Source organism: Methanoculleus caldifontis, assembly GCF_032842345.1.
Classification (GTDB): domain Archaea; phylum Halobacteriota; class Methanomicrobia; order Methanomicrobiales; family Methanoculleaceae; genus Methanoculleus; species Methanoculleus caldifontis.
Genome location: NZ_WBKO01000001.1, coordinates 916,817 through 929,498 on the forward strand (window position 1 = coordinate 916,817; position 12,682 = coordinate 929,498).

A 12,682-nucleotide genomic window follows, 5' to 3' on the forward strand; every position below is an offset into this window, starting at 1 on the left:
CGACCGGAGGCTCACTATGGAACGGGAGTACGACGTCGTCGTCATCGGGACCGGGGTCGCCGGTTCCGACATCGCCTGGCACTGCAGGGATGCCGGTCTCACGGTCGCGATCGCCGACCAACGGATCTACGGGGGGACGTGCGCCCTCCGCGGCTGCGTCCCCAAAAGAGTGCTCGCCAGCGCCGCCGGGGCTGTGGCCTGCGCCCGCGACCTCGAGGGGAAGGGGGTCTCCGGGGAGGTCGCGGTCGACTGGCCGGAGCTGGTCGCCTTCGTGCGCTCGTTCACCGATCCCATCCCCCGGCGGAAGGAGGAGGGGTTCCGGGGGGCGGGGATCCACACCTATCACGGATTTGCCCGGTTCGCCGGCAAAAATCGGGTGACGGTCGGCGGCGATACGCTCACGGCCCGGCATATCGTGATCGCCACCGGGGCAAAGCCCCGTCCGCTGGACGTTCCGGGCGCGGATCTGATGACCCCGAGCGACGACTTCTTCTACCTCGAGTCGCTCCCCGAACGGATAATCTTCGTCGGCGGGGGCTACATCTCCTTTGAGTTCGCGCACGTGGCCGCCAGAGCCGGGTCGAAGGTGACTATCCTCCAGCGGAGCGGGAGGATGCTCTCGGGGTTCGACCCCGATATCGTCGACCGGCTGGTTCTGGCTTCAGGGGAGATCGGGATCGACGTGCAGGTGAACATGCCCCTCATCTCGATCGAGAAGAACGCCGACGGTCTCAGGGTGCGGGCCGGGAAGGAGGGCGAGGAGAGGACGTTCCATGCAGATATGGTCGTCCACGGCGCCGGCAGGGTCCCTGCCGTCGAAGGCCTCGATCTTGCGGCCGGAGAGGTCGAGACCGACCGCCGGGGGATCGTCGTCGACGACCACCTCCGGAGCGTCTCGAACCCCTCCGTCTACGTTGCGGGGGACGCGAACCAGAGAAGCCCGCAGCTGACGCCGGTCGCGGTGATGGACGCTCACATCGTCGTCGACAACATCCTGCACGGCGACACGCGGGTCGCGGACTACTCGGTCGTGCCGAGCGCCGTCTTCACGACCCCGCCCCTCGCGTCGGTCGGGCTCACGGAAGCGGCGGCGAAGGAGAAAGGGATCCCGTATGTCGTCAATGCCGGCGACCTCTCAGGCCGGTTCACGAACCGGAGCATCGGCCAGAGGCATGTCGGCTACAAACTCCTGGTCGAGAGCGACTCACACAGGATCCTCGGCGCCCACCTGATCGGGCCCAACGTCGGGGAGGTGATCAACATCTTCGCCCTCGCGATCCGGCACGGCCTGAAGGTGGAGGACCTGACGCTCGACGCGATCCCGTGGGCCTACCCGAGCAGCACCTACGACGTCATCCACATGGTCTACCCGCTGGTGCGGAAGTGAGAACCTTCCTCGCGTCATACAAGTCTCCCGTTACAGGGGTACTGGTGAGTCGGCAGTAGAGGGTAATGACACAGCCTCACGCGAAGTGCGACAGACGGAACGTCCGGAGCATGAGCACCGTTAGGTGCGAGAGCGCGAAGCCGCGAAGTGCGGTGTTCCGGAGGGGCGGAGCATGAGAAACCATCAGGCTTCGAAGGACGACGTACAGTTAGAAACGGGGTTCGAACACCGCAGGTGCGACGACTTCTCCTGAGTGCGATGTTCCTGCAGAGCGGAGTTTGAGCCCCGGCAGAGAAGACCTGTCAACGGTCTTCGCGTTCTTCGCGGCTTCGCGTGAGTTCTCTAAAGCAAAAAAGGTATTCAGAAAAAGAGATTCCACCGGGGATTCGGGCCCCGGCCTCCCTCTTCTTTACGCGCCTGCGCCCTCTTCGGCCGGTTTCTTCGCCGGCTTCTCGGGTTTGACGTAGGTGATCGTGTGGCACTCTGCCACACGCTGCTCCACCACCGGCGGGAGGTACGCCGGCTCCATCGCGAGGCTCCCGAACGGGCAGGCCTCCACGCAGTCGCCGCAGGCGATACACCGCATCCGGTCGATCGCCCAGACCTTCGTCTCCTTGTCGAGGTGGAGCGCCTCGCACGGGCACCGCCGCGAGCAGAGGCCGCAGGACCGGCAGGTTGCCGGGTCGAAGACGACGTGGCCCCGGGTGAGGGGGCACGTCCGCGCCGGGACCAGTGGGTACTGCCGGGTGGCCGGCCCCCCCGTAAGGTTTCGGATGACCGTCCTCGTCATCTGGAATATGCTCATCCTTCTCACCTCTCCGTGCAGCTGATGCAGGGGTCGATCGAGAGGACGACGACCGGGACATCGGCAAGCTGCGCGCCGGGGAGCATCTTCACCAGCGGCGGGATGTTCGCGAGCGTCGGCGTCCGGATCCGGGCCCTCGAGAGGTATTTCGTGCCGTCGCCACGGAGGTAGTAGACGACCTCGCCCCGCGGCTGCTCGACGCGGGAGAAGTACTCGCCATCCGGTGTACCCTTGACCTTGACGTCGAGAGGGCCTTCGGGCATCTGGTCGATTGCACGCCGGATCAGGTCGATGGAGGCGTAGACCTCCTTGACCCGCACGGCGCACCGGGCGTAGCAGTCCCCGGCGGTCTCGACGACCGGCTTGAAGCCGAGATCGCCGTAGGCGGCGTAGCCGGTCTCGCGGTGATCCATTGCGACCCCGCTTGCTCTCGCGGTCGGGCCGACCGCGCCGAGCGCGTACGCGTCGTCCTTCGAGATGACCGAGAGGCCTTTGAGGCGGTACTTCACCGTATCGTCGTCTAAGAAGACATCGCCGAGCTCCCGGCACTGCTCCTCGAAGGGGTCGAGCTGCCGGTGCATCTTGTCGAGCTTCTCCTTCTCGATGTCGCGCCTGACGCCGCCGACCTTGCAGGTGCCCTGGATGACCCTGCCGCCGGTGGTGTCCTCGAGCGTGTCGAGGACACTCTCCCTGAGCTGCCAGGACCGCATGAAGAGGTTCTCAAAGCCCATCCCGTCGGCAAAGAGACCGAGCCAGAGGAGGTGCGAGTGTAGACGCGAGCACTCCGACCAGATCGTCCGGAGATACTTCGCCCGGTCGGGGATCTCGATCCCCATGATATGCTCGATACCCTGGCTGTAACCGACCGCGTGCATGAAACTGCAGATCCCACAGATCCTTTCTGCCACGTAGACGTACTCGGTGAACTCGCGCTTCTGGACGAGCTGCTCGAGCCCGCGGTGAATGTAGCCGATGGAGGGGATCACGTCCACCACCAGCTCGTCCTCGAGGACGAGGTCGAGGTGGATCGGTTCCGGCAGCACCGGGTGCTGCGGCCCGAACGGTATGACTATGCGTTCCGGCATGAGTCACCTCCCCTCCTCGTGACACTGAACGGATACTTCTCGGCCGTCCGGATGAACGTCCCCTTGAAGTCGATATTGATCCCGGTGACCGGGATCCCGAAGAGGTCGTGCATCTCGTTCTCGTAGACGAACGCTCCCCAGTAGATCCCGGAGACGCTTGGGACCTCCGTATCGGGCCCGATTGTCAGGCGGAGGTTCTGGTACTGGTAACCCTTGTCGAACGAGTAGTTGATCTCGTACGCTCCGCCGACGTCCGTGCACCCTATCTGGACCAGGCGGTACCCGCCGGCATGGAGCGCCTCGACCTCGCGCACGAGGTTCTCCAGCGCGACGCTGATAGTAGTCTGCTCTTCGTTAACCGTCATGTGCTCTCACCTGCCGCCCGTCGCGCGCTCTCTTTGGTCTGCGCAGCGCCGGTCATCTTCTCCCGCTTCTCCTCGAGAATCCCGAGCGCCGTTACGACGCCGTCGATGATCATCTCCGGCCGCGCCGCGCATCCCGGGACATAGACGTCAACGGGGATAACTTTGTCGACGCCGCCCACGATGTTGTAGCACTCCCGGAATATGCCGCCGGACGCGGCGCAGACACCGATCGCGACGACGACTTTGGGCTCCGGCATCTGCTCGTAGATGTTTTTGACCACCTCCCGGTTCTGTTCGTTGATCCCGCCGGTGATCATGAGGATATCGGCGTGCTTCGGGTTCCCCGTGTTGATGATGCCGAACCGCTCCACGTCGTAGAGCGGTGTGAGGCATGCAAGCACCTCGATGTCGCACCCGTTGCAGCTGGATGCATCGTAGTGAAGGATCCAGGGTGATCGCTTCAGAAATGCCATGATACTCATGCACCTCCAGTCATCATATAGGAGAGGATCGCCAGGTTCAGGATCCCGAGACCTCCTGCCACGACCCACCCGCTCTTCAGCGCCGCCTGCCACCGCACCCGCGCCGTGACGTTGTCGACGAAGATCTCTGCCAGATACGTGACCGCGACCGCGATGATCCCGATCACGGGGTTCCAGGCAAAGAAGAGGTAGATGAACCCGAGGAGGAAGACGTTCTCGTACCAGTGGGCGATCTCGACCTGGGCGAGCGTTGAGCCCGAGAACTCGGTCGTGATGCCTTTGACGATCTCCTGGTGCGCGTGGTGCGACGTCGAGATGTCGAAAGGAGACTTCCGGAGCTTGATCGTGAGGATGGTCACAAAGCCGAGGAAGACACCGGGCAGGTAGATGATGGCCGGAACCGCCGTTGTCGCGATATCGGCGACGAGGAAGCTGTTCGTGACCATGTAGAGCCCGACGGCCGCAAGGATGATCATCGGTTCGTAGGCCATCAGCTGGATCAGTTCACGCTCGGCCCCGATGTGGCTGTACGGCGAGTGGACCGCGTAGGCTCCGAGCACCAGGAAGACGTGCGCGAGCGTGAAGGCGAAGATGATCAGCAGCAGGTCCTCTCCCGCGAAGAAGAGCGCGCCGGAGAGGGCGATGAAGATCAGGTAGGCGAGGACGTAGAAGTTCTGCGCCGTGGTGACGACGGCCCTCTCCTTCTCGAAGAGCTTCCCTACATCGTAGAAGGGTTGCAGGAGCGGCGGTCCGACCCTCCCCTGCATCCGCGCGGTGATCTTCCGGTCGATTCCTGCGATGAGGCCGCCCGCTATGGGCGCGAGGACCAGGAAGAGGACCGCCCCGATGAGCCAGGTCCAGGTCATAGGGCCACCCCCGCAAGGACCCACGATGCAAGGATGAGGATGGCGCAGATCACCGCTCCGGGGAGGAAGAGTTTCGCCTCGCCGAAGTACTCGTTCAGGTAATAGTTCCGCGTCTGGGCTTCCCGGGTCAGGCCGAGAGAGCCTGCGAAGTGCAGGTCCGGCGTCGCGGTCCTCCCGCTCATGTAGGCCGGGAGGTGCTTTGCGCTCCTCTTGAAGAGGAGGAACGAGACCGGGAGGACCATGAGCAGGGCCAGCATCAGGAGCATGATGGCGATGTTCGCCTGGCCGAGGCGTGCCGTGATGCCGTAGATGGCAAGCACGTAGGGCTCGATCAGCAGCGAGGAGATGACCGGGAAGAGGAGGACGACCGCTGCCACGAGGCCGGTGATGATATAGAGCGGGGCCCAGGGCTCCTCAAAGAACCCTTTCTCGACCTTCTCCTGGTTCCGGGTGACCGTGACGAGTTTGCCCATCCATTTCGCCCAGAAGAAGACCGTGACGGCGCTCCCGTAGGCGAGGATGACGATGAAGACGAGGCCGAAGGGGGTCAGGACGAACGCCTCGATCGCCGCCCACTTGGAGATCAGCATGCCGAACGGCGCAAGGAACATGCCGGCGATCCCGATGAACATCATCACTGCCATCTTGGGCATCCGGACGATCAGTCCTTCCATGTCCTCGATATCTCTGCTCCCGATCCGGTGCTCGATCGCGCCGGTGCCGAGGAAGAGGAGCGATTTCGCGACGGCGTGGAAGATGATCAGGAGGATTGCGGCCCAGACGAGCATGTAACTCCCGACACCCGCACAGGCGGCTATCAGGCCGAGGTTTGCTATCGTCGAGTAGGCGAGGACCGACTTTGCGTTGCTCTGCGATATCGCGATCGCGGACGCGACGACGAAGGTCACGGCGCCGACGAGGCCGATCGAGAACCCGGCGAACGTCCCGGCAAAGACCGGCGAGAACCGGACCAGGATGTAGACGCCGGCCTTGACCATGGTGCTCGAGTGGAGCAGGGCCGAGACCGGGGTCGGGGCCACCATCGCGCCGAGGAGCCAGGAGGAGAAGGGCATCAGCGCGGCCTTCGTGATACCGGCAAACCCGATCAGGACGGCCGGGATGAGGATGGTGGCGGTATCGCCGGAGGCGAGGACCTGGGCGAGATCGATGCCCCCGCTCGTCGCCTCGGTTGCGGCGAGGATGATGATCGCCACGACGAGCGCGATTCCGCCGAGAAGGTTCATCACCAGGGCGCGGAAGGCGTTCTTCGTCGCCTCCGCGGTCTCCGAGTAGCCGATCAGCAGGAACGAGCTGATGGTGGTGACCTCCCAGAAGAAGAAGATCCAGAGGAGGTTGTTGGAGAAGACCAGGCCGAACATCGCGGCAAGGAAGGCGAAGATGACGAAGAAGAACATCCTCTGCCGGTCGCGCACCTCCGGGTGGTGGTGGTGATACGTCTCCATGTACCGGACCGCGTATACGGCGATGAGACTCCCGATGAGCCCTATGATCAGGGCCATGATGATCGAGAACTGGTCTATGAAGAGGTTGTTGACCGCATGAAGGTTACCTGAGAACATTCCCTCCAGGTATACCACCAGCGCCGCCTGGATGGCGGCCAGCACGATTGCCAGGTAGTTCTTGAACTTTGCGCCCATATAGACGATGAAGAGCGCGAGACCCATCTCGATGGCCACCATGGCGAGGCTTACTGCCTCCGACGGCGCGGCAAAGTAAACCGTGCCTTCGAACGCATACCGTATGAGCAGGTATATCGATGCCCCGCCGATGACGAGAGCCGAGAGGGCGACCACCGCGTAGCGCAATGTCGTTCGCTTCACGAACAACAAAAGACATGCGACGAGGATGGGGAACAGTATAAGGAAGAGCAGCGTCTGCAACTATTGTCCCTCGTAGGGTAACTATGCCCTACTGACATAATTAATCATTCTAAATGGGCATCCGGCGGGATCGGCCGGCACGCGCCCGGTGCTGCCGTACTTCGGGCCGCAGGATGACATTTCGATCGGGCGCCCTGTCCAGAAAAGGGTTTATCCCGTTCAATCGTGATTTCGGTGGCGTAACGGCGCGTCCTGGCCGGGACATGCCGGCAGGCGCCGCATTTCGGCCGACCCGTCTGCCCCGCGCGGCGCACCTTCGCGGTTGCGCCTCTCTTCAGGTTCTATCCGGACATATCACTCCGGCCTGCACGGCAGGACGCCCCGCACGCCCCCTTCGTGCTCTCCGGGAGCATCGCCCCGGTAGCGCGGGATGAAGTGGATATGGACATGCATGACGTTCTGCCCCGCGGCCTCCCCGACGTTGACGCCGATGTTGTAGCCGTCGGGGTGCCGTTCGCGGTCGGCGAGGTCCCGGCATTCATCGACAAGGTGTGCAAGCGCCATCCTCTCGTCTTCGGTCGTATCGAAGTAACTGGGGACGTGCCGGAACGGGATCACGAGCAGGTGGCCGGGGCTGACCGGGTGGATGTCGTAGCGGGCGTAACAGAGGTCGTTTGCGGCGACGATATCCTCCGGGGCCGGGTTGCAGAACGGGCATGGCATGGGCCCTGCTCTTTCCCGATCAATCATGAGTCTTTTGGCTCGATACTTCGCTAACTCTGGTGTCCGGTATCAGGCAACGTGGTCCCGTGTGATAATGCCCGGGAACCGAACTTCGCGTCCTTCGCGCCCTCGCGTGAGACTGTATCGCTATCTGCACTTGATAGTTCACGCGAAGTGCGAGCGTAAGCGAGCTTGAGCACCGCAGGTGCGAGGTGCGAAGCCGCGAAGTGCGACTATCCGCAGGATAGGAACTCGGGCACCGCCAGGTGCGAGGAACGACGCTCCTACGGAGTGGAGTTGGAGCGCCGGAGGTGCGACCTGCGATGGGCCGAAGGGCCGGGGTTCGAGCACCGCAAGGTTGTGAAGAGCTGTCGGTGGTCTGACCTCCGGGAGATCCCCTCGCTATGTTCAGCGAATTACTGTGGCCGCCCCTTCAACCGAACAGGCGGGCGAGGAGCCTCCCGGTGAGACTCCGGGAGAGGGCGATGGCGTGCTCGGTGCAGATCTCGTGGCAGCAGTAGCACCGGATGCAGCGCGCCAGATCGATCGTCGCCCTGCCTTCGGCGATGGTGATCGCCTGGACCGGGCAGATCCGCTCGCACTTCCCGCAACCGATGCAGGCAGGGGCGACCACGCCGGGGCGGGGGGCGTAGGTCCTCCCGAACCGCTGGACGACCGCGAGGACCACCCGCCGCCAGGGGCCCGCCCCGCCGCCGGCGTAGGTCGAGGGTTTTTTGAAATCCGGGACCGCGAACGCTGCCAGCTCGTCCCCGACCGTCCGGACTGCCGCGGGGTCAGCGAGGCCGCGGGCGGCCGCGCTCCTGGTGGACCCGATCTCGAGCGGGTCCATGCCGATGAGCCGCGCGAGGACGGTGTCCACGGCCGCGTAGTCGCTCCCGGCGAGGATCGCCCCGATCTTTCTCGGGCTGCCGGCCTGGGGGCCGTCCCCCTCCATCCCGATAACCGCGTCTACGACCTGGAGCCGGGGTTTCATGCACTCGTTGAGGTCGACGAGCATCTCCCCGAATGCGTACTCGTCACGGAACCGGAAGTGGAAGACCGGCTTTTCGAGCCCCGGGATGAGGCCGAAGAGATTCTTTGCGGCCCCCGTCATCCGGGTCCACATGTGGGTCTTGACTTTGGAGACGACGACGATCGCGTCGGCCTCAAGGGCGGGGGCGATGATGGGGAACTGTTTCATCACTCTCCCCTCGGGGAACGGGACGGTCTGCGAACCGGTGTCGTAGTTCAGGACGGCCCCGGTCTCTTCCGCCACAGCGGCGAATCCGGACCTGGCGTATGCCCGCCGCAGGTTCGCCTCGCTGTAGACGATCCCGGCGCCGGGGCTGTCGCCGATGACGACCCGGCAGCCGTGCTCTGCAAGGAGCCGGGCGACGGCGGCCACGACCGCCGGGTGCGTGGTGACGCACCGCTCCGGCTCCTGCCCCTGGAGGAGGTTCGGTTTGAGGAGGACGCTTTCGCCCGGCGCAACAAACCTCCCGATGCCGCCGAGGAGCTCGATAGCGCGACGGACGGCCGCGTCGACCTCATCGGGCGCGTAATCTTCGCACCGGACGACCGCGACGGTCGCGTCCCGGTCGTCCGGCTGCGCCACCTCACTCCTCCCCGAGATGGGCAAGCGCCTCTCGTGCAGCAAGCATCGCCGCTCCCTGCTTGGTCGGGGCCTTCCCTTCGCCGAGGGGGGCGCCCCCGACGGTCACCCGTGCGGCCCAGACCGGGCAGCTCCCGGGACCGGTCTGGCGGTAGGCGTACTCGATCGTGCCGAGGTTCTTGCGGGCGGCATACTCCTGGAGCCTCCCCCGGTAGTTCCGGTGGACGTCGCAATCCGCGATCTCGTCTTCGAAGATGGCGAGCACCACGCCTCGTGCCGTCTCGAGGCCGCGGTCGAGATAGATGGCGCCGATCAGGGCCTCGAACGCGTCGGCGACGACCGAGTCGGTCAGCGCCTGCCCCCGCCGCCTGATGATCCCGTCGATCCCGAGGCCCTGGCTGAGCACGATCTCGGCGAGCTTCGTGTTCCTGGTCACCTGGAGCCGCCGGTTCATCTCGCCGGGCGCAAGATCGTACTCGCCGTAGAGGTGATCGGCGATGATGAAGTCGAGGACGTAGTTCCCCAGGAACTCGAGCCGCTCGTTGTCGTCGACCACCGCTACCGGGTACTCCCCGCCGTTCGCGCAGGAGCGGTGGGTCAGCGCCCGGTCGTAGAGCGGGAGGGCCGCGTCGCTGATACCGGCGATCCCGAACGGGGCACGGGCGAGGAGCGCGCGCACCTCCGCTTCGCGGTCGCGGCCGATAGGCTCCCTGCCTGAGAGGGGCTTCTGCCCAAAAAGGCCAGTGCAGAGTTTTTCGCGGATGGCGGCAAGTCTCATGATGGTCGGGAGCAGGGGTCCCTGCCCTTCTTCATTAACAGGCTCTCGTCCCGCCCGATAAACCTTTGCCGGAGGTGGAGGGTCGGGAAACCTTTTCGTGATCTGGGAAGAGATCTCATCTGTGGTGCAATCGGTAGCGGACGGGACGGGCAGGAGCGTCTACCTGGACATCGAGTTCGGCTACGTCTACGGCACCTGCCGCGAGGTCATGATGCCGATCGAGATCGGTGCGGTCGTCTACCGCCCCGAGGACGATGAGGTCTGCTACGCAGGGGAGCAGTTCCGGTACGACGTCGGCGTCGAGATCTGGAAGAAGGTGACCGACCCCTGCGGCAGGACCGTCGGCGTCTCGACGACGGTGGCGAACATGGCCCGCGGCGAGTACGGGTTGAGGTACGACCACTCCTTCCGGATCGCGGATGCCGGGGTGCCGGGGGCCAGGGAGGCCGCCCGGAACGCGTTTGTCGACCTCCGTCTCTTCATGGAGTCGGTCCTCGTGCCGGGGGAGATCCGGGACGTCGTCGTCTTTGCGGCCGATATGGAGCGGAGGGCCTTCCGGGCCGCGGAAGTCCCGCTTGACGGGTGTGCCCTGGTCGACCTCCAGCGCGAGATCCGGCGCCGCCTCGCGATGAAGCAGGTCCTCTCCCTCGACCGCCTTGCCCGGCTCATCGATTTCCGTGCCGACGACTCTGCCGTCGCCTCGGCTCACTTTCACTACCCTGTTCCGGAGGAGTACCGCCACCTCCTCTCCCCCCACCGGGGGATGGGCGACGCCGTCCGGACGTTTCTGCTCGCCCGGGAGTTCGAGGAGAACCTCCCCGAACTTGAGGCGCGGGTCAGGGCCCTGATGGACGCCTGTGAGAGCGAGGGGTGAGGGGCGGCCCGGGCCACTCTATGAGTGGTATATAGGTCTATCTCTTTTTGATCCGGCTGTTATCCGGTGCATCTCGATATTGGTGGTCCTGAGGGCCATCATGTGCGGAATCCTGCCCTGGCCGGGTAGGATTATATATCATCGAAGACAATCTATGTAGTCAGGTACGTTTGCCCGCTCTGTTGTAGGGAAAATCTTACCTAATGTTATTATGTTTATCATTCTTAATACTTAATAAGTACTCCCTCTGGAGCCTGTCCGGCTATCTTTTCCGGGAAGAACCCTGGAGAAACTCTTTTTAAGTATCACGTTCAACGATCTGAACCATTGAATCTCGATTTTAAAATATCCGATTAGAAATATAATCCATGTAAATATTACATTTGCAAAAAAAATCCATCTAAATTCGCAAATTTTATTAATAACCCTCCTTCTACTCTTATAGTCCCTTTTGGGACGTGCAGTAGCGGCCTTCAGAGATCCGGACCTGGTGTTTGTACGGATCTCTTTCGAGAACGGAATGCATTGAACAAGGGTAAAAGGATGAAATACTATGGCTAAATACACGGAAACAATCGACCTCTATTCTGACGACGGGAAGCTGCTCAAGAGCGGCGTCACCCTCGACAGAATCAGCCCGCTGGTTAACCCGGCCACAGGTAAGATCATCGACCTGACCAAGAGAACGATCAGCGTCAACCTCGGAGGAATCCAGGACGCACTCAAGACCGGCAAGCTTGGCAAGGGCAAGATCAAGGGAAGAGAACTCGACCTCCCCATCATGGAGAACAAGGACGCCATCGTCGCCAAGATCAAGGACATGATGCAGGTTACCGAAGGCGACGACACGGAGATCCTGGAGTTCAACGGCGGCAAGCTTCTGCTCGTCCAGGTCCCGACGAAGCGCCTGGTCAACGCGTCCACCTACGACGCCGCGATCACCTCGGTCGCAGCAGCGACCACCTTCGCGATCGTCGACCAGTTCAACGTCGACGCCTTCAACGCATCCACCGTCAAGGCGGCCTGCTGGGGCGGCTACCCCCACACCCAGGACATGGAAGGCGCGCTTGTCGCCTCGATCCTGACCATCCCCCAGAACAACGAGGGTATCGGCTACGCACTCCGGAACATCCCGGTCAACCACACCGTCATGATGACCGGCAAGAACGCCCTCCAGGGTGCAGCACTCGCATCCACCCTCGAGACCGCCGGTATCTTTGAGATGGGATCCGCCGTCGGGCCGTTCGAGCGCGCCCAGCTGCTCGCGTACGCCTACCAGGGCCTGAACGCGAACAACATGGTCTACGACCTCGTCAAGGCTAACGGCGAGACCGGAACCGTCGGTACCGTCGTCCAGAGCCTGGTCGAGCGCGCCATCGAGGACAAGGTCATCTTCCCCGGCAAGAAGGGCGGCTACTTCCAGTTCTACGACACGAAGGACCCCATGCTCTGGAACGCCTACGCAGCTGCAGGAACCATGGCGGCCACCATCGTCAACTGTGGTGCCGGACGGTTCGCCCAGGCAGTCTCCGCGACGCTCCTCTACTTCAACGACCTGCTCGAGCACGAGACCGGTCTTCCGAGCACCGACTACGGCCGTGTCATGGGTACCGCTGTCGGGTTCTCGTTCTTCAGCCACTCGATCTACGGCGGTGGCGGCCCCGGTATCTTCAACGGCAACCACGTCGTGACCCGCCATGCAAACGGCGTGGCAATCCCGTGTGTGGTCGCTGCGGCGGCGCTCGACGCCGGAACCCAGATGTTCTCGCCCGAGAGCACTTCGAAGCTCTTCGCCGACACCTACGGCAAGATCGATGTGTTCAACAAGCCGATCAACCAGATCGCAAACGGAGCCTGAACAAGC

Annotated in this window: 12 protein-coding genes; 3 read left to right on the forward strand and 9 right to left on the reverse strand. The window is 63.3% G+C overall.

The window, feature by feature from the left end:
- Window positions 1-16: 16 nt before the first annotated feature.
- The gene (locus F8E02_RS04800) at window positions 17-1,387 is read left to right on the forward strand and encodes a dihydrolipoyl dehydrogenase family protein (protein WP_317064340.1); all 1,371 of its coding nucleotides are present in this window, start codon (window positions 17-19) and stop codon (window positions 1,385-1,387) included.
- Window positions 1,388-1,796: 409 nt separating this feature from the next.
- Here the strand turns inward: F8E02_RS04800 and F8E02_RS04805 are convergent, their stop codons facing one another.
- From F8E02_RS04805 to F8E02_RS04845, 9 genes are all read right to left on the reverse strand, one after another.
- On the reverse strand, window positions 1,797-2,192 hold the full coding sequence (locus tag F8E02_RS04805) for a 4Fe-4S binding protein (RefSeq protein ID WP_317064342.1): 396 nt from the start codon (window positions 2,190-2,192) through the stop codon (window positions 1,797-1,799).
- 5 nt (window positions 2,193-2,197) lie between these two features.
- A complete protein-coding gene (locus F8E02_RS04810) occupies window positions 2,198-3,277 on the reverse strand; it encodes a hydrogenase large subunit (protein WP_317064343.1) in 1,080 nt (359 codons plus the stop codon).
- Window positions 3,262-3,642, reverse strand: a complete 381-nt coding sequence (locus F8E02_RS04815) for an NADH-quinone oxidoreductase subunit C (protein ID WP_317064344.1) — start codon at window positions 3,640-3,642, stop codon at window positions 3,262-3,264. Before F8E02_RS04815 ends, F8E02_RS04810 begins: the two co-directional genes overlap by 16 nt.
- Window positions 3,639-4,115 (reverse strand): NADH-quinone oxidoreductase subunit B family protein, encoded by a 477-nt coding sequence (locus F8E02_RS04820; RefSeq protein ID WP_317064345.1) that lies wholly within the window; start codon window positions 4,113-4,115, stop codon window positions 3,639-3,641. The genes F8E02_RS04815 and F8E02_RS04820 overlap by 4 nt, the downstream gene beginning before the upstream one ends.
- A 5-nt stretch (window positions 4,116-4,120) precedes the next feature.
- Window positions 4,121-4,990: a respiratory chain complex I subunit 1 family protein gene (locus F8E02_RS04825; RefSeq protein WP_317064346.1), complete on the reverse strand. Its 870-nt coding sequence runs from the start codon at window positions 4,988-4,990 to the stop codon at window positions 4,121-4,123.
- Window positions 4,987-6,891 carry an NADH-quinone oxidoreductase subunit 5 family protein gene (locus tag F8E02_RS04830; protein ID WP_394357911.1) on the reverse strand — a complete coding sequence of 635 codons (1,905 nt, stop codon included), beginning with the start codon at window positions 6,889-6,891 and terminating at the stop codon, window positions 4,987-4,989. Before F8E02_RS04830 ends, F8E02_RS04825 begins: the two co-directional genes overlap by 4 nt.
- Window positions 6,892-7,185: 294 nt before the next feature.
- Complete coding sequence (locus F8E02_RS04835) at window positions 7,186-7,554, reverse strand: HIT family protein (RefSeq protein ID WP_394357912.1); 369 nt, start codon at window positions 7,552-7,554, stop codon at window positions 7,186-7,188.
- A gap of 433 nt (window positions 7,555-7,987) precedes the next feature.
- Window positions 7,988-9,169: a DUF362 domain-containing protein gene (locus F8E02_RS04840; RefSeq protein ID WP_317064349.1), complete on the reverse strand. Its 1,182-nt coding sequence runs from the start codon at window positions 9,167-9,169 to the stop codon at window positions 7,988-7,990.
- Window position 9,170: 1 nt separating this feature from the next.
- A complete protein-coding gene (locus tag F8E02_RS04845; protein WP_317064350.1) occupies window positions 9,171-9,944 on the reverse strand; it encodes a ribonuclease III family protein in 774 nt (257 codons plus the stop codon).
- A 121-nt stretch (window positions 9,945-10,065) separates the two neighbouring features.
- On the opposite strand from F8E02_RS04845, the gene F8E02_RS04850 reads away from it, so the two are divergent.
- Together F8E02_RS04850 and mcrB are read left to right on the forward strand one after the other, a co-directional pair.
- Window positions 10,066-10,818: a hypothetical protein gene (locus tag F8E02_RS04850; RefSeq protein WP_317064351.1), complete on the forward strand. Its 753-nt coding sequence runs from the start codon at window positions 10,066-10,068 to the stop codon at window positions 10,816-10,818.
- 553 nt (window positions 10,819-11,371) lie between these two features.
- Window positions 11,372-12,676: a coenzyme-B sulfoethylthiotransferase subunit beta gene (gene mcrB, locus F8E02_RS04855; RefSeq protein WP_317064352.1), complete on the forward strand. Its 1,305-nt coding sequence runs from the start codon at window positions 11,372-11,374 to the stop codon at window positions 12,674-12,676.
- Window positions 12,677-12,682: the final 6 nt, after the last annotated feature.